The organism is Paenibacillus senegalimassiliensis (assembly GCF_001486585.1).
GTDB classification, from domain to species: Bacteria; Bacillota; Bacilli; order Paenibacillales; family Paenibacillaceae; genus Fontibacillus; species Fontibacillus senegalimassiliensis.
Window position 1 is genome coordinate 95,189 of the sequence record NZ_LN909044.1, and the last position, 17,612, is coordinate 112,800.

The window sequence follows — 17,612 nt, forward strand, 5'->3', positions numbered from 1 at the left end:
TGATTCCATAAGCCTCAATTATAGAGGAACGTGTGGAAAAAAGAAAGATGAAAGGTAGGCAGTTAGCAGCCCAAGCAAGCCCGTCCCAACGCTCTATGACAGCCTCTCTCCTACGCTTCTGCCGAATAGTATTCCTGCTTGAGCAAAGCGCACATCAGCAGGTCAACAAAGCCGTTACCCACTTGTTGATATTCACGCAACAGACCTTCTTCTGTGAAACCGAAGGCTTGCAGCAGCTTGCGCGATTCCTTGTTACGGGGGTCCACCAAAGCCTCAATCCGATTCAGCCCCATCGTCTCGTAGCCGTAGGCGAGCAGCATACGGAGTGCCTCCGACATATAGCCGTGCCCCCAATATTCAAGCCCCAAATCATAGCCAATCTCACCGCGATAGGCACCAGATAGCTCCCAGACATTAAAGCCGCAACTACCGATCAGCTTGCGATCCTCCTTCAATTCAATGCCAAAGCGCAGCGCATCCTCGCTTTCGGCCAAGCCGTTAAGCAAGCTGATCATCTCCCATGCCTCCTGTACGGAAGCAAAGGCTGGAACGTTCATATACTTCGTAACCACCGGATCGCTCCAATACTGGAACATGATCTCTGCATCCCTGCGCCCCATACGGCGCAGCCGAATTCGTTCTCCTTCCAACGCGGGAATATCTCCGCCGCATTTGTACACGTCTGCATCCTCCCTTGTCTCATCAAGCCAGCATGATTCTAGCTAATCATACTTGGGCCTTACGAGTCAAAGGAAGAGACCTGCTTGCCGAGCATTTGACTTTGGGCCAGTACGATATAACGGTCCAGACGTTGGCTTAATTCCAGCACAGTCCCGCTGCTAAAATTGTCCTGCGTGGCCGCATTCATCAGTTCCAACCGCAAATGCTCAATAGTCGCTTTCAAATCATTGCTTACTTTTCTATTATTAAGGCGTACGCCCTTTGAGGATTCAGCTACCATAAGATCACCTTTTCTTTAATCTTGACCCTATTTTACCTCATGATGCCAAAAAACATATTTTGCAAATTTGATAAAATTTAGCACACTTTATTATAATGAAATGAGATTAGTCTCGCCTCGCTGCTATAGCAAAGGGCGATCAAGGAGGATATAAACATGTTTCAGGCAGACACATACTCAGGCTCCCGTGAAGAGCAGCAACAGGCGGCTTTAGCGCAGCTAGAAGCGTTAATCGCGGGAGAGAGCAGCATGGTGGCCAATTTGGCTAATGCTGCTGCATTACTTAATTTCTATTTAACAGATATTAATTGGGTTGGCTTCTATTTATATGACGGCAAGGAGCTTGTTCTTGGTCCGTTCCAAGGCTTGCCAGCATGCATACGCATTCCTCTGGGTAAGGGTGTTTGTGGAACGAGTGCGGAGCGCCGGGAAACACTACGCATCGAGGATGTTCACGCCTTCCCGGGACATATCGCCTGTGATGCGGCCTCCAATAGCGAGATTGTCATACCACTGGTTAAGGACGATCATCTGTTAGGTGTTCTGGACATAGACAGCCCGCTCAAGGGACGGTTTGATGCGGAAGATCAAGCCTTCCTGGAACGGTTTGTTTCTATATTAAATGCGGAGCTCTCTGTACCCGTATAACCAACAGCTAGCAAAGTTTTCCGATTTGGCAGCGGCCTGCGTTTTGTGCCGTTGCCTTTTCTTATGTTAGGCAGCTACTTCATTACGCTTCTACTCCAATTCCCGCCCCCTGGGCTTCTCTCTCTTTATTCTTCTCCATCAATCAGGCCAAAAAGGTCGCAAGCTCTTGATAATGACCAGAAACCTTACATAAACCTGGATTTACGTGGAAATTCCTGCTAATTGAGTGAATTGAATTATTTTCTTCTTGCGTTCATTTCATGTATTATATTAGGAGCGTCAAAAATGTAAAGCTAGTGTAAACGTGCAAAGCAGTTCATTGCTGCCTGTACGTCATAGCGAACCATTTTGCGGAAAGGAAGGAACACGCCGTGCTACAACTAAATCGCATTCGGCTCGCAAACATCAAGCCGTTTGTTTTTTTCTCCGCTATTATGATCTTGAAAATTTATCTCGTTTGGATTGCTATCTTTGATGGGGTTCCTCCGTGGGGGCCACTGCTCAAGGAAATTCCGTTCGTCTGGGTGCTGTTCTGCCTGATTGAATGGTTCGCCTCCAAGCGAAAAATCGGGCTCTACCTGACGGTGAACCTGATCGTTACTGCCGTGTTCTTTGCGGCCATCATGTATCATAAATACTATGGAGTTATGGTAACCTATCATGCTCTGGAGCAGGTCAATCAGGTTACGGCTGTGAAGAACAGCGTATTCTCGTTGTTGGCCCCTTACTATTTGCTCATTTTCCTGGATATCGTTGTTATTGGCTTCTGGCTGTTCCGTAAGAAGGGCGCGGAGAAGCTCAAAAATTTATTTAATTTAAAGAAAGCCAGCACCGGGGTGATTGCTGTCATCTTTGGCATCTCGCTTCTGGTCTGCATATTTAATATTTGGCCTAACCGGGCCAGCATGAACGAGATTAAGAAGGCGGAGCAAATGGGTATTCTCAACTATGAGACCTATACGATCTTCTCCAGCAGCAAGAAGGAAGATTTGGTCGATGCCAAGGAGATTACTCAAGCGAAAGTCAATCAATTAAAGGGCATTACGGCTCCAGATGAACCGAATTATTTTGGCGTTGCCGAAGGCAAGAACCTGATTATTATACAATTGGAGTCGTTCCAGAACTTCCTGATTGATCTGAAGGTAGATGGCAAGGAGGTTACGCCTAACCTGAATCGTCTGGCGAAAGAAAACATCTACTTCAAGCATTTCTATCAGATGGTGGGGCAAGGAAATACGTCTGACGCCGAATTTGTAGTTAATACGTCATTCTATATTCCGTATAATGAAGCCGCTACGCAGAACTATCCTAGCAAGGACTTGCCGAGCCTGCCGAAATTACTACGTGAGCAAGGCTACGATACAGCAACCTTCCATACCAATGTGGTCGAATTCTGGAACCGTGCGGAGCTCTACGATGCGATTGGCTTCGATAAGTATTATGATCAACCATTTTTCGGAACCGAAGATACTGTATTCTTCGGCCCATCCGATGAGGTGCTGTATAAGAAGACAGCGGAAGTATTGGACAAAACTCAGCAAAGTGGCCAGCCATTCTACTCTCATGTTATTTCCATGACCGCACATCATCCGTACACGACACCGCCGGAGAAGGATAAGATTGTATTGCCAGAGCAATACCAGGACAATATGGTGGGAGACTACCTCCGGGCTCAAAGCTATGCGGATTATGCACTTGGGGAATTTGTAGAGGACTTGCAGCAGAAGGGCCTTTGGGACAATAGCGTCATCGTTATTTATGGTGACCACCTTGGCTTGCCTATGTACTCGCTGGATAAGCAAGGCTTGGCGCTGATGCAGGAGATTTACGGACGGGAATATACGTACAAGGATATGATCAATATCCCACTGATTTTGCACATTCCCGGAGAAGCCCCAGCGGTGAAGGACAATGTGGGCGGTCAGGTCGATATTTTGCCGACAGTGGCAAATTTACTAGGCATTAATCTCGACCAGCAGTTGCACTTTGGAGAGGACCTGTTGAACCAAACAGGATATAACCTGCTACCGCAGCGTTATTACCTGCCTTCCGGCTCTTTCCTGAATGATGAGGCCTTGTTCATACCGGGCGCCGGATACAATGACGGTACAGAGCATCCACTGGCCACAGATACTCCGCAGCAGTCGTTAACAACCGAAGGCGAGTTTAATCGGGCGCTTGAATTGCTCCGGCTGTCGGACAGTTATGTACAGCAATTACCAGATCGGGAGATGCCCGAAGAATAACTGAACAGGATATTAAGAAAGCCGCGGGCTACTTCCCATTATTGGGAAATAACCTGTGGCTTTTTGCTATGAGAAGATTACAAGGGGCTAGCCAGCCCCTTCACTCCAGGCTGCAATACCGTCTCTTGTTCAGCAGCCTGCTCACGAAGAAGTTCATCTTCCTTCATTAATAAATATTTGCGGCCCTTCCAGCGGAAATAGGACAATATTCCGCGAATATATTCATCGGCAATCATGCTGGCATAAATGGCGATGATGCCCCAGCCCAGTGAAATACCGAACAGGTAGGAGCCACCGGTTGCTACGATAGACATGAAGATTAGGGAAATATTCATGGTATACCGCGTATCGCCAACGGCATTCAGCGAGTTGCCGATCGCCATATTAATCATTTTGCCGGGCTGCAGCAGTAGATTCAGCCAGAGCAAGGAAGCGCACAAGGCCAATATCTCTGTATCCTGAGTGAATACCCCGAGCAGCTTAGGCCCGAACAAGACAAGGATGAAGGCATTAACGATTACCAGGGGCAAGCCGAGAATCAACACACGGAATACAGCCCGGTACGCCTCCTTCGTCTTGCCTGCGCCGTATAGATGGGCAATCTGAATTTGGGCAGCCATCGCCAGGGAGAAGCCTAACATAAAGCAAAACGATTCCAGCGTATTCATATAGGTTCGCGCCGCAAGCTCGGTGGAGCCCAAGACGGCGAGGAACGAGAAGATCGCCAATTGCGAGAATACCCAGCTTGCCGAATTGACCCCGAGCGGCCAACCAATCACCAGCACTTCCTTGAACAAGCCACGGTCGAATATGGCCATATCCTTAAAGACAATCTTTCGCCGGAACGTGCCGACAAAGATGAATAGCAGGACAATTGTAGCCAATAGACGACTGACAACTGTCGAGATAGCGACTCCGGTCAGGCCCCATTGCGGGAAGCCAAAGGCCCCGAAGATAAAGCCGTAGTTCAAAATAATATGAATGACGTTCATCGCGACTGCGGTATACATCGGCCCCTTCGTATTCCCCGTATTACGGATGGCCGTACCGAGCATGGAGATCATGGCCGTCAGAATCATTCCTCCGCCAACGATGGATATATATATTCTCGCCAGAGGCAGCAGTTCCGCCGGAAGTTGTAATATCGTTGCGATAGGCCCAGGTATGGCAACCAACAGAACACTGAGGAAGATACCGATTCCGGCCGTCACTTTAAAAGCAATAATGGCTACTGTGCGGGCAGCCTCTTCTTGCCCCGAGCCAATTTTTTGCGCGATAACAATCCCCGCGCCGCTCGCCACCGTGGCAAACAACGTGGTTAAGGCATTAAAGAGCTGATTCGAGAAGCCAACGACCGCCACCGCGTTATCGGAAATGCGGCTGACCATCAGCGTGTCGACAGTACCTAATAAAATTTGCAGAAACAACTCGATGAATATGGGCCAGGCGAGCAGCCATAAGGAGAATTTATCCTTTTCGGCGCTCTTATTCTTTTTCAATATTACAACCTCCTGTAGAACGAGAAGCCTTACGAATTCTCTATCTTCTTGTTAGCATGAAACACATTATAGATGTTATACTAAGCTCAATGTATCAATGAATCAACCCAATCTTTCATTATTCCAACCTAAGAAAGGATGCCCGAAGATGCCTTCCGTTATCGAATTTGTAGCTCCTCCCTTGCCCCACTACATTGTAAGCGGTTCATCAATTATTCCTGCTGGCGGCAAGCACCCCAGTCGGCAACATATCGGCGCATTTGATCTATTGGTTGTCGTATACGGTTGTCTATACATTGGTGAAGAAGGACGTGAATATGAGGTTCAAGCAGGCCATTCCCTGATTCTCCGTCCGGATTGCTATCATTATGCCATTACCGGCTGTACGGAGAATACACTGCATCATTGGCTGCATTTTCAGCTCTTGGGGGAATGGAGAGTTATCGAAGAGAATGAGGAAGGGGAACGGGGAGCCCTGGTGGTTGAGCCTGACCTTCAAAGCCATTTATCTCCGCCTGCATTCACGGCAACTCCGTATACAGTTCCACTGCGGCAATTCACCAAGCTGGCACAGCCCCAGAAGGTATTCGGCTGGCTGGATGAGCTGGTGGAAATGAATCAAAGTCTACATATGGATGGCATACGCTTGCGGCAACAAGCTCTCTTCCAGAACATCATTGTGGAGCTATCCTCCTCTGCTGCCGATACCACTCTATCTCCAACATCAGCCTGTGCAGAGAAAGCGGCCTCCTATCTGCGTGAGCATTATCAAGAGCCGTTCTCTGCCCGAAAATTAGGGGAGAGTATTAACTTTCACCCGGTATATATTGCCCGCTGCATGCAAAAGGTGTTCGGTTGCTCTCCCGCCGTCTACTTGATGCGCCTGCGCATTCAGCAAGCCAAGCTGCTGTTGCTGCAAACCGATTTGGCTGTGGAACGGATCGCTGAGCAAGTAGGCTTCAGTCAGGCTGCCTACTTCACGGCTTGCTTCACCCGGCTGGAAGGCCTGTCCCCGCGCAAGTATCGACAACGCTTCACACGAAGAAAGGAGTCTCGCTCTTAAGCTCTCTGCTCCACCTGAACATACAAAAAGAACCTCCAACCCACGCCATGCGTGATTGGAGGCCTAAACTTAATCTCTGTCGTCGTCATCGTCGTCATCATAATCATCGTCATGGTCATCATCGTAGTCGTCATCATCGTCGTAATCAATATCCAGCACCTTGCCAGTAGAAGCCGATATCTCTACCTCGGCATAACCGGAGGCGGTTCTCAGCGTAACCTCATATTCTTTATCGCCATCATCCCAGTCCGTCTCCACGCGAATCACTTCGCCCTTCACTGCCTGCTGTGCCAATTTGCCCGCTTGCTCCTTGGTAATTGACTTGTTGGTCGCTGTTGCAGGCTTTGAGGCTGTGCCTTTATCATTTCCAATTACGGGTGTAGCTGCCCATTTACGATCATCGTCATCATCGTCTTCTACCTTAAGGACCTTTCCGGACACAGCCTCTACATGAACATCCACTTCACGCCCGCTATCTTGCCGATCAATCTCTACCTCATAGTAGACCACACTGCGCTTACGCTCCAAGTCGATGTCTGTCACCTTGCCCGGCGCTTCCTTCAGTGCAATCTGCTTCGCCTTCTCCTTGCCAATGTAGGCGGTCGCAGCCTCGGCAGCAACAACAGCACTCGTGCCCGCTAACGCTACCACCAGTCCAACGCCAAGCATCCATGATTTCTTGTTCTTCATCCGAATTCATCTCCTTCAGTTCTTCTTGTTCGTTCTCTTCGGTGACCGGTTATCTTCGGTACGCTTACTACATTACCGGGGCATTCTAAGAGAAGCATTACAAGAAGATTAGAATTTGATGATAAAAAGCTTACTCGGAATCATCGTCATCGTCATCGTCATCATCGTCGGTATCATCATCGTCCCAGGTTACGGAGATTACCTTGCCGGAAGCAGCATTTAACTGTACTTCCGCCTCACGGCCGTCCCCAGTCTCGATCTCAATCAAATAATACCGCGTTCCACCTTCGTCTTCGATGTCGATATCCTTCACCTGGCCTGACACTTTCTTCAAGGCCAGGCTAGTCGCCTCCTTCTCCGAGATGAATCCGTCCGTGCGAGGAGGAGATGTCCCCTCACCCTGCGTGCCTTCCCCTCCAGGCGGCTTGTTATCAGGCTGAGTCGCAGGCGGTGCCGTTCCAGGCTCTTCCGTGGCAGGTTCACCCTCAGGATCAGAGGGACCCGCAGACAGGTCATCCTGAGCATATTCCTCCAGCCGCCGAATCTCCGCAATATCCCCGTTGTCCCGTTTTACAATCAATTCGTACAAGCCCTGTCCCGTTTTCAGAAAAACCACAACGTCAGACCCTTGCAGACGACTATCCACAATACTCCCTTCGTAGGTGTTCAGCACTCTTCGCTCGACTTCGGCAAGTGTGAGCTTGGGACCGCTATCTGCTCTATATACCATCCATACCACGATGAAGGTTAACAGCAACCCTCCAGCCAGAACGAGAGCCGCTAGCCGTCTACTCTTCCAAGTGAATCTGTGCATGCTTCTCTCCTCCTGTCTGTCAGGGTTATAGTCAAGCCAAATCCTCCTGCTTGGAGCCCGTCAGCCAGATCGTGGCCGTAGTTCCTGTTCCGAGACCACTCTCCAGCTCAAGCCGAGCTCCCATCGCTTCGCACAGTTCCTTCCCAAGCGACAGGCCGAGTCCCGTTCCACCGGCCCCCTCTTGCTGCCTGCTGCGTGCTTTATCTACCCGGTAAAACCGTTCAAATACATGGGGAAGATCCTCTGGTGGAATTCCCTCCCCCCTATCCTTAACCGCAAGAAATGCGGCTCCTTGCCATTTCCCTACCACAAGATCAACGTCACCTTGACTGTATTTACGAGCATTATCCAGCAGGATAAACAGAACCTGCTTCAGCATATCCTCGTCTGCCCAAGCCATTATTTCCTGAGACTCCACGTTGGTATTGCCTTCGCCCTGGACTGTTCCCCCTTTTGACTCAGGCTCCAATGGGGTGATCACCGTAACATTGCGATCGTGTACCTGAGAGAACATGGTGGAGACCTGCTTAGCAAACGCAAGCAAATCGATTTCGTGCATATCTGCCTTCCATTCCCGCTTGGAGGTCGCCAAGAGCAGCAGTTGCTCCGTCATCGTCTTCATCCGCACGGCCTCCGAATGAATCGCCTCTACAGATTCCTCCAGTAAATCCGGTCGTTCTGCTCCCCGCCGCTTTAAGAGACTGGCATAGCTCTCAATGATCGTCAGTGGAGTCTTCAACTCATGAGAAGCATTAGAGACGAATTGCTCCTGACGGACAAAGCTGTCCTCCAGCAGCCCAATCATTTCGTTGAAAGTATCGCCCATCTCGGCCAGCTCATCCCGGGATTTGCCGGTCTGCTTCAGCCGGGCAAATTCCCCGCTACGAATAATGCGACGCATGGTACTTGTCATGCTCGTAATCGGCCGCATCACAAGACGGCCCAAAATGCCGCTGGAAATAACTACAGGGACAAGCACTGCCGCCGACACACTGATTAGCACCAGGCGCAAAATACGCAGGAGCTCCGTCAGCTCTACCAGACTGGACATCATCTGGACATTGGCCACCGATCCGCTTGGGCCAATCACCGGAAGCGATACGAAGCCGTAGCGTTCCCCGTTAATCGTCACTTGCTCCAGCCTGCGTTCGCTATAGAAGACTTGCGCCTCTCGTCCCAACTCCAGTTGATTGCCGGAAGCAACCAAGGCGCTGCCCTCGCCAGTGGGCTCCACCCAGCGGAGTGTTCCGTCCAGCGGTACATAAGCCCGCAATAACCCATTTAGCGCCGTGCGTCCTTCCGCTGTACGTAGTACGTCGGCCGCCTGCTGACTTTCGGCCAATAGCTGGCTCATCTCCCGGTCCATCATCAGTCGGTGAAACACCGTATACACAGTCACATTCGCCGCCAGCAGCAAGATGGCAAACAACACCGATGAGTATAAATGAATCTTGCTCCCCAGCTTCATGTGGCATCCCGGAGCACATACCCTACGCCCCTTACAGTATGAATTAATTCAGGGGCAAAGCCTTCATCCACCTTCTTGCGAACATAGCGGATATATACGTCCACCACATTGGTGTTGCCTGTGTATTCAAACCCCCACACCTGGTTAAGCAACTGCTCCCTGCCCAGAACAAGTCGCTTATGACGAAGGAGCATAGCGAGCAGATCGAATTCCCGCTGGGTTAGCGCAATCTCCTGTCCCGCCCGCTCTACCTGCCGGGTAGCCTCATTAAGACGCAGATCGGCAGCGCTTAGCCACTCATCGGGATCGGGCTCTCCCGCTGTCTCGGCACCGTTAGTAGTTGGCGTCTTGCGCAGGAGCACGCGAATGCGGGCTAACAGTTCTTCCATGTCAAAAGGCTTCGTCACATAGTCGTTAGCCCCTAGATCAAGTCCGGTGACCTTGTCAGTGACCGAGCCTTTGGCCGTCAGCATCATAACCGGTGTCTCGGCATCAACCGCACGGATTCGCTGCAATAAGTCAATGCCACTGATTCCGGGCAGCATGACGTCCAGCAGAATCAGTGCGATTCCACCCGCCTTGTACGCAGCCCATCCCTCAACGCCGTCCGGGGCCAGGCTAACGGCATAGCCCTCGCTTTCCAGTTCAATTTGCAGAAGCCGGGCAATCTTGCGTTCGTCCTCCACAACCAGTATAGTAATCTCGCTCAACCTGTTCTCACCTCCGCCAAAGAAGTTTTCTGCTTCAACTATCTATGGTTCTTTCGCTCACAAGTACGGAGTAACGTATCCGAGATCTCCTCAATAAAATCCTTCATCTCCAATTGACTCAGCCAGGCTTCCGGAATGACCGCCATTCCGTCCCGCGCCCCCAGCAAGTTACCGCAGATGGCCCCGGTCGAATCGCTATCTCCGTTATGGTTCACGGACACGGCCAAGGCCTGCGTAAATTCCTCTTCCCGTAAGGCGGAGTATAACGCAATCGCGAGCGCTTCCTCGGCAATCCAGCCTTCGCCCAGACGGGTGATGGCTTCTTCTATAGCCAGGCTGCTGCCCGCCAGCTCCAACGCGTGCTCCATGGCCTTCAATGTTTCTTCACTCTGCTTCCATTTGGCCAGCTCTTGCATGGCGGAGCTTGCGCTCCTCTCCATCGTGTTACCGTTCAACAATTCGGCAATCATTAGTGCCAAGGCTCCAGCCGCCAGGTACCCGGTAGGATGCCCATGCGTCAGCGCCGCTACTTCACATCCTGTACGAAACGCATATTCGGGATCATTATACAAAAACAATCCCACCGGCGCTACCCGCATCACTCCGCCACAGCCCTTGCTATCGTTAAGCGGTTGCTCCATCGTGCCTACCTTACCGCTTTCCAGAGCCGACAGGCAGGTGAGTCCCGGCGCCCGGCGAGCGTGCAGTTCTTCCACATCCAGAATCCAGCGTCTTCCCGCGTCTCCCAAGCCCCTCTCAGGACGCAGCCATTGTTCATGATCCAAGCGTCCTGTTTGTGTATACAGCCATCTTAAGTAGGCCGGGTATACCCCGCTGCCCACAAAGGAACCGATTCCCCGTTCACTGCAACGTTCATAACCCCGTACAATCCCGTCTGCCGTAAACAACGTCATTTGCGTGTCGTCCGACACCAGGGCTTTCTTCGTATATTTGTCCAAAGCGAACCTTGTAATTCCCTCTGGTCCGTAACGCTCTCTAATTTGCTCCAGGCTCATAAACTCCACAGGATAACCCAAAGCGTCTCCGGTGGCCCCGCCCAGTAGGCAGGCTTTGAATCTTTCCTCGTTCTCCATCCTGCATTCCCTCCCGCTTAAATTAAGCTTCATTATACACAAAAAACGTCAACCCGCTCCAGAAATGACGTAAAAATGAGGCCCGGGACCTTATTTACGCACTTCAGGGGTTGACGTTCTAATTGAACAGACTCTTTCTTATTTGCGAACTACAGTGTAGCCTTTCTCCTCCAGCAGCTTTACCACACCATGATCACCCAGGTAATGGCCTGCACCCACCACAATGAAATACTCTTCATTTTGGCCGTTCTTCAGGTATCCAGCGATCTTATCAGCCATCCCGATATTGCGGTCTACGAGCATAGCCTTATAATATTCCTCGTCTTCAGCCATGCTATTGGTCATCTCCAGCAGGTCCTCATCACTACCCGTCTTCCACATCTCGGCCATTTGATCTACGCTATCGTCCAGCACATCATAATTATCCAACACGGCCTTGAGATTCTTCTCTTGCAGTTCCTTGGAGAAGTCATTGAACATACTAAGTTGGGATTCATAGGATTCGAGTTCAATAACCGGTATATTCCGTTCCATCGCTTTCTGAACAAAATACAAATCTACTCCCGCAGAAGCTTCATATCCCGACTGCATCCATTTCAGACTGCTGATTGTGGTCTCCGCTACCCAAGGCTTAAAGGCATCCAGCGAGTTAGCCTCCGCCCCGGCCTGCTCCAAGATCTCCCCCAGCTTGGCGTAGGTCTCACCGGAAATATGATCCTTCAACGTGGTTCCATCCTGATAGGTACCCAAATCCGTAATCAGCTTCTGATTAGCTTCATCAGCCGCCTTGCTGACATCAATCTCTACGCCAAGATAATCCGCCTCAGCAAAAGCTTCCTCATACTCTTCACGCAAAGGATAGAAGCTGTCATCGGCAATATGCATGGAGCCTACCAGATATACCGTATTGCCATTGCTCTCGACCTCCCATAGGAAGCCCCGTCCACCTGACTGGACGGTATCAGGCGCCTTCTTGGACAGCAGGAAGACGGTACGCGTAGCCGCATCCCAATGCACATCATAGCCTGCTGCCTGGCCCACTATACGAATTGGCGCATAGGTTACACCATCAACCTGTACGAGCTTGCTCTTGAGCGTGATAGTCTGACCGTCAATCACCGCAGTAATCGTATCATCCGCAGCTTCCGTCAAGGTTCCATCTAAGGCTTCAAGTGTAGCTTGTAACGGAACGAGGGCCGTGCCTTGTTCAACGATTGGTGTATGGGCATCATAGTCCAGCAAAGCCTGGTCAACCTTGACCGCCGCGTCCTGCGGAGCAGCCATAGCCGGTACCGCAGTAACCAGTAAGCTTGCCGATAATGTTAAAGACAGTAACAACCTCTTCCAATGCTTCATCAAAATAATCCTCTCCCTGCTCTGTATTTTTTATATTTTGTAAGCCTTCATCGCCTTGCGCAGTTCCTTGAAGGTTGGACGCTTGCCATACAGCAAGACGCCTGTGCGATAAATCTTCGCGGATAACCATCCAAAGACGAAAATGGCGATAACTAACACTACCAACGATATGACAATCTCCCAGATCGGCGGTGAGCCGATACCTACCCGCACGATCATTGATACCGGCGAGACGAATGGGATGTAGGAACTCACCTTCATCAAGAGCGAATTCGGTGTACTAAGGCTGAAGATACCGATATAGAAGGCGGCCAGGGATAGCATGGTGATGGGCATAACCGCCTGCCCCAGCTCCTCTGTACGGCTCACCAGTGAGCCGATTGCTGCAAACAGCGTCGCATACAAAAAGTAACCAAGTACATAGAAGATTAACCCCAGAACGAGCACTTCGACGCGAATGTCGGATACATTCAGGTTAAAGTCAGCCAAGACCGACCGATTGTAAGGCAACGAGATGTTCAGTGCAATGACCCCGGCGAAGATACCGATTTGCAGCAGTCCGATATAGAACATGCCAATGATCTTCCCGAACATCTGGGCCAGTGGAGACACGCTCGTAATGAGGATTTCCATAATCCGCGAACTCTTTTCCGCAGTAACCTCAGCCGAGATCATATTCCCGGTCATCATAATCGTCATGAAGAACAGAATAATCAGCACGTAGACTAGTACGTAATTGAATACCCCGGCTTTTTCCCCCTCCGCTTGCGCTGTACCGGTAGAGACCTGAGCTACACCAAGCTGTACAGGAGCATTCAAGGCCGCGATCTGCTCCTCGCTGAGCATCCCCTTGGTCAAGTATTCAGCCTTGACGTTTTGCAGAGCGGCTTGCAGCGTCATTTGCAGGCCCGGGCTAATTGTGCCGGACTCCGAGGTATAGGTGACCGCCGGGAAGCTTCCTTCGGCGCTTTGGCCAAACATAAGGTAGCCATCAATCTCCTCGGATTGGACCGCCTGACGCAGTACCGCCTCATCCGCATTCTCGTAAGGAACAAGCTTGTAATCTTCCGTAGGCTGTTTCTCTATATAGGCTTCCAGCGATTTGGCCAGCTCGGCTTGTTCGTTATAAACGACACCAATCTGCTGCTGCGACGGCTCAGCGCCGCCGGTAAAACGGTCGATAAAGTACGGCACATGAAGACCTACAGATACCAGTAGGGCCAGCACCAGTGTAGTGATTACGAAGGACTTCGTTTTCACCTTATTCATGAATGTAAAGGCAATCACCGTGCGCATTTTATTCATTAGATTCACCTACCTCTTTGATAAAGATTTGATTCAGAGTGGGCTCCTTGACTTCGAAATGCTCAACAACACTAAGTTCCATCGCCTTGCGTAAAATTTGCTGTGCGACCGCTTCTTGAGTTATACGAATCACATAACCCCGGTCGCTACGATCCACCCGCTGAACGCCCGGAATTTCTTGTAGCCCTATGACCTCTCCAGCCGTATGCAATATAACCTCTTCACGAGGGTAACGCTTCTTAATATCCTTGAGATTACCTTGCAATACCGTTTGTGAACGGTGCAGAATCGTAATGTTCCGGCACAATTCCTCCACATGCTCCATCCGGTGCGTAGAGAACAAGATGCTCGTTCCCTGATCTCGCAGTTCCTTGACCGTGGCCTTCAGCAACTCCACATTCACCGGGTCAAGCCCACTAAATGCTTCATCCATGATAACCAGCTTCGGCTTGTGAACGATGGCGGCAATAAAGCCCATTTTCTGCTGATTCCCCTTGGACAGCTCCTCAATTCGCTGATCGTAATATTCCGGCACATCGAATCGGTCCAGCCAATATTTCAGATTCTTATCAGCCTCTGCCGCATTCATTCCGCGCAGACGGGCCAGATAGATAATCTGATCGCTCACCTTCACCTTAGGGTATAGCCCCCGTTCCTCGGGTAAGTATCCCATCAAGGATTGAAGCTCCTTGCTGTACGGATTGCCATGGTACGTTATATGTCCACCGTCCGGATAGATCAAGCCGAGCACCATGCGCATTGTTGTCGTTTTACCTGCGCCATTGGCCCCCAGTAGACCGTAAATTTCCCCTTCTTCGACCTGAAGTGAAATCGGACTTACCGCCGTCTTGTCTCCAAATTGCTTCATGACCTGATTCAACACTAATGGATGTGTCATGCTCTCTCTCCCTTCCTGTTCCCTGATTGATTAACCTCATGAATAAGTTGCTGCTTCTCCAGCAAGTCCAGCAGGCGGATAACCTTGCATCCACAGTTCCAATATTTCTTCCAGTTCCAGACTTCGGGTTTGCAATACCTGAACTCCGTTATTCTCAAGCACTTGCTCCAGTTCATCAAGATGAGGTTCCTGCACAACCAGCTTGCTAAGGGAAGGTCCTTCCTCCCGAATGACCACAACCCCTGGCAACCCCTTCATCCCCACTCCGGCGCTACGAACCCATACCTCTCGCCAACTGTCAAAAAGCTGATCCTTCTCTATCATTCCCAGTGCCTGCCCTTGATGAACAAGTACGATGTAATCCGCCAAACGTTTCACTTCATCTATGACATGCGTGGCCAGCAGGATGGTTACATCCTCTTCTTCCAAGCAATCTTGAAGTAAATCAATCAATTTCTTCCAGGCAAAGGGGTCAAGACCCGATGATGGTTCATCCAGCAACAGTAGCTTGGGCTTGGTCGCCAGAGTAGCCGCAATCTCAAATTTGCGTCGCTCTCCCTTGGACATTCGACTTAAGCGCTCATGATAAGGCACTTCGAACCGATGCAGTAACTCTTGAAGCCGCTCCTCATCCCAGGCCGGATACCAACGCGAACGAAATCGTGCCGCTTCCTCAGCGGTCATCAAGCTCTCTTCGCTCTCAGGTACTTCCCCTACATATCCAAGTTGCTGATGTACTTCCAGTGGCAGTTCACCAGCATAGGCCTCTCCAAACCAGCAGATGTCTCCTTCATCAGGCTGGAGGGTTCGCTGAATCATTTTCAGCATCGTACTCTTTCCCGATCCATTAGATCCTACCAACGCAACGACGTATCCCTGCGGAATTTGCAGGTGAATAGGGCCGATCTTCTTTCTTCGGCGGCGTTTCACGACGCCCCGCAGCTCCACAGCCAGGCTTTGTTCCATAAATCTTCCCCTCCTTATCGCTCTTACGTTGCTTTATATCTTTGCTCCATAATTTGCATAAATAAACGAATTAGCTCTTCTTCATCATAATTCAGTGATTTGGCAGCATCTATTGCGGCCTCAAGTGCCTTCAATACAACGGCCTCCCGGTATTCATCACGTTCCTGCGAACTAACCTTGGCTACGAAGGTTCCTGTACCCTGCTTCGTACGAAGCAGGCCTTCGTTCTCCAGATCCTGATAGACTCGACGAACCGTAATGACGCTGCACTTCAATCCACTTGCAAATTCCCTAATCGAAGGCAACAACGTTCCTTCTTCAATCTGCCCGCTGACGATTAGCGATTTAAGCTGCGATTCGATTTGATGATATAGCGGCTCAGCGCTATTCTCATTAATCTGTATGGGAATCCACACTTTACTCACCCCCGCCTTTGCACGATGGCCTGTTCCTCATTATGCCAAATCCCTCATCCCCATTTTCCGCCTTGTGATCATGCTTAGAAGAGAAAGTCCAATGCCTCCAACAAGCAACGTTCCCCACAGGAGCGGTGATAATAGGCCATACCGCAGGGAGAAGTCCAATGTGATTTCCAAGAGATTAATTCTCCACACATTCAAGATAACAACCACCAAGGCCAACACGAGCATGATGAGCAGCGTAACCCAGAAATAGACTTTGCCGCTGGTAAGAAATTCATAATAAATGAACATCCCGTTGATCAGCAATCCACAGCCTAGCCAAGTCAACGCAAAAGCCACCATCGTATCCGCTGCCAACAGGGAATCACCCATCATGCGTATAAATCCATAACATGCCGTATAAAGAAACAGATTGTTTATGAACATGGCTACAGCCAGTTGGGTCAGTCTCCCCCACATAATCGTATTCAGCGGAATCGCCAATGTCCGGTAGTATCGAAGCATTTGTGTATAGGAATCTTCCTTAATGTAATTGAAGTTCCTGCGGGAGAAGAAGAGCCCCGTCATAGGGACAACCGTCAGCATCAGATAATTACCTAGAGGAGCCCACTTGAACTGGGTTCCTTGCGCAGAATCAATTATCGTACCCATGATTACCCCGAGATAGATCATAAAAATGACATTCGCAATTACGTAAAACCGGTCGTGACGGAGTTCCCTCTCCACGATAGCCCATATGTCCTTCCATGGATTCAACATGCATCCACCTTCCCTCATTTCTTTGTAGTAATCACAGTATGTGATTTCTCAAAGGTGTGTATACTGTATATATCTTTATACACACTATACACTGTGCTTTGTTATGCAGTCAAGTAACGTCCTGATTATGATCAAAAATAAAAATAGCGATGCGAAGGAACACTCCCTCGTATCGCTATTTTCATGACTTCATAAATTTATTACATGCCGAGAATAACTTCCCAGACCGGCTTCGTATGACCGCCCGGATAGAGCAGATACAACAGCACATATACCGCCACGCCGGTGATTGCCGTCAGGAACCAGATGACTGAGGTAACCTTGCCCCATTTCCGGTGCTTCGCATATTTCGCCTTGAAGCCGAGTATCAGTGTGGTAATGCCGAAGACTGCTGCTACTGTTGCCAAGATAATGTGGAAGATCAGGAAGGTCTGATAATAGCCCTTCAAGCTGTCGGGTCCTCCCCACGAGGTGTTGCCGATAAACACAGTACGGGACATATAAATGATGAAGAACAGCAACGCAGCAATAGCCGCCGCGATCATCGTCTTCTTGTGGGCTTCCCGCTTGCCCTTAATAATTTGCCACCATCCGATAGCTACCAGCACGGCACTGATGACGATAAAAGAAGTGCTGATGGTCGGGAACAACATATATAGATCCAAGTTTCTTCCTCCTAAACGGTGAGTTTATATATTTATATCAGTTAAACA

At 50.0% G+C, this 17,612-nt stretch carries 18 protein-coding genes; 3 read left to right on the forward strand and 15 right to left on the reverse strand.

Features of this window, described 5'->3' with window-relative positions:
- Positions 1-110 precede the first annotated feature (110 nt).
- Both BN3279_RS06205 and BN3279_RS06210 read right to left on the reverse strand, forming a co-directional pair.
- Positions 111-680 (reverse strand): GNAT family N-acetyltransferase, encoded by a 570-nt coding sequence (locus BN3279_RS06205; protein WP_059049783.1) that lies wholly within the window; start codon positions 678-680, stop codon positions 111-113.
- A gap of 59 nt (positions 681-739) precedes the next feature.
- Positions 740-904 carry an aspartyl-phosphate phosphatase Spo0E family protein gene (locus BN3279_RS06210; protein ID WP_232436773.1) on the reverse strand — a complete coding sequence of 55 codons (165 nt, stop codon included), beginning with the start codon at positions 902-904 and terminating at the stop codon, positions 740-742.
- A 213-nt stretch (positions 905-1,117) separates the two neighbouring features.
- Here BN3279_RS06210 and BN3279_RS06215 point away from each other — a divergent pair, with 213 nt between their 5' ends.
- Both BN3279_RS06215 and BN3279_RS06220 read left to right on the forward strand, forming a co-directional pair.
- Positions 1,118-1,609: a GAF domain-containing protein gene (locus BN3279_RS06215; RefSeq protein ID WP_059049785.1), complete on the forward strand. Its 492-nt coding sequence runs from the start codon at positions 1,118-1,120 to the stop codon at positions 1,607-1,609.
- Positions 1,610-1,980: 371 nt separating this feature from the next.
- Positions 1,981-3,855 (forward strand): LTA synthase family protein, encoded by a 1,875-nt coding sequence (locus BN3279_RS06220; RefSeq protein WP_059049786.1) that lies wholly within the window; start codon positions 1,981-1,983, stop codon positions 3,853-3,855.
- A gap of 77 nt (positions 3,856-3,932) precedes the next feature.
- Here the strand turns inward: BN3279_RS06220 and BN3279_RS06225 are convergent, their stop codons facing one another.
- Positions 3,933-5,357 carry an MATE family efflux transporter gene (locus BN3279_RS06225; protein WP_082672963.1) on the reverse strand — a complete coding sequence of 475 codons (1,425 nt, stop codon included), beginning with the start codon at positions 5,355-5,357 and terminating at the stop codon, positions 3,933-3,935.
- A 145-nt stretch (positions 5,358-5,502) separates the two neighbouring features.
- On the opposite strand from BN3279_RS06225, the gene BN3279_RS06230 reads away from it, so the two are divergent.
- Positions 5,503-6,417: a helix-turn-helix domain-containing protein gene (locus tag BN3279_RS06230; protein WP_059049788.1), complete on the forward strand. Its 915-nt coding sequence runs from the start codon at positions 5,503-5,505 to the stop codon at positions 6,415-6,417.
- Between the two features lie 69 nt (positions 6,418-6,486).
- On the opposite strand, the gene BN3279_RS06235 is transcribed toward BN3279_RS06230, so the two are convergent.
- The 12 genes from BN3279_RS06235 to BN3279_RS06290 form a co-directional block, all read right to left on the reverse strand.
- Entirely contained in the window at positions 6,487-7,107 is a 621-nt protein-coding gene (locus BN3279_RS06235) for a PepSY domain-containing protein (RefSeq protein WP_059049789.1), read from the reverse strand.
- A 130-nt stretch (positions 7,108-7,237) separates the two neighbouring features.
- Positions 7,238-7,921, reverse strand: coding sequence for a PepSY domain-containing protein (locus BN3279_RS06240; RefSeq protein WP_059049790.1), 684 nt, complete (start codon positions 7,919-7,921; stop codon positions 7,238-7,240).
- 31 nt (positions 7,922-7,952) lie between these two features.
- A complete protein-coding gene (locus BN3279_RS06245) occupies positions 7,953-9,389 on the reverse strand; it encodes a sensor histidine kinase (protein WP_059049791.1) in 1,437 nt (478 codons plus the stop codon).
- The gene (locus BN3279_RS06250; RefSeq protein WP_059049792.1) at positions 9,386-10,099 is read right to left on the reverse strand and encodes a response regulator transcription factor; all 714 of its coding nucleotides are present in this window, start codon (positions 10,097-10,099) and stop codon (positions 9,386-9,388) included. The genes BN3279_RS06245 and BN3279_RS06250 overlap by 4 nt, the downstream gene beginning before the upstream one ends.
- 38 nt (positions 10,100-10,137) lie before the next feature.
- A complete protein-coding gene (locus tag BN3279_RS06255; RefSeq protein WP_059049793.1) occupies positions 10,138-11,193 on the reverse strand; it encodes an ADP-ribosylglycohydrolase family protein in 1,056 nt (351 codons plus the stop codon).
- Between the two features lie 138 nt (positions 11,194-11,331).
- On the reverse strand, positions 11,332-12,549 hold the full coding sequence (locus BN3279_RS06260) for a TraB/GumN family protein (protein ID WP_059049794.1): 1,218 nt from the start codon (positions 12,547-12,549) through the stop codon (positions 11,332-11,334).
- Positions 12,550-12,579: 30 nt separating this feature from the next.
- Positions 12,580-13,854, reverse strand: coding sequence for an ABC transporter permease (locus BN3279_RS06265; protein ID WP_059049795.1), 1,275 nt, complete (start codon positions 13,852-13,854; stop codon positions 12,580-12,582).
- Positions 13,847-14,752, reverse strand: coding sequence for an ABC transporter ATP-binding protein (locus BN3279_RS06270; protein ID WP_059049796.1), 906 nt, complete (start codon positions 14,750-14,752; stop codon positions 13,847-13,849). The genes BN3279_RS06265 and BN3279_RS06270 overlap by 8 nt, the downstream gene beginning before the upstream one ends.
- A 36-nt stretch (positions 14,753-14,788) precedes the next feature.
- The gene (locus BN3279_RS06275; protein ID WP_059049797.1) at positions 14,789-15,718 is read right to left on the reverse strand and encodes an ATP-binding cassette domain-containing protein; all 930 of its coding nucleotides are present in this window, start codon (positions 15,716-15,718) and stop codon (positions 14,789-14,791) included.
- A gap of 23 nt (positions 15,719-15,741) precedes the next feature.
- Positions 15,742-16,134, reverse strand: coding sequence for a GntR family transcriptional regulator (locus BN3279_RS06280; RefSeq protein ID WP_059049798.1), 393 nt, complete (start codon positions 16,132-16,134; stop codon positions 15,742-15,744).
- A 39-nt stretch (positions 16,135-16,173) separates the two neighbouring features.
- Entirely contained in the window at positions 16,174-16,899 is a 726-nt protein-coding gene (locus BN3279_RS06285) for a hypothetical protein (protein ID WP_059049799.1), read from the reverse strand.
- Between the two features lie 200 nt (positions 16,900-17,099).
- The gene (locus BN3279_RS06290; RefSeq protein WP_059049800.1) at positions 17,100-17,564 is read right to left on the reverse strand and encodes a DUF420 domain-containing protein; all 465 of its coding nucleotides are present in this window, start codon (positions 17,562-17,564) and stop codon (positions 17,100-17,102) included.
- Positions 17,565-17,612 lie beyond the last annotated feature (48 nt).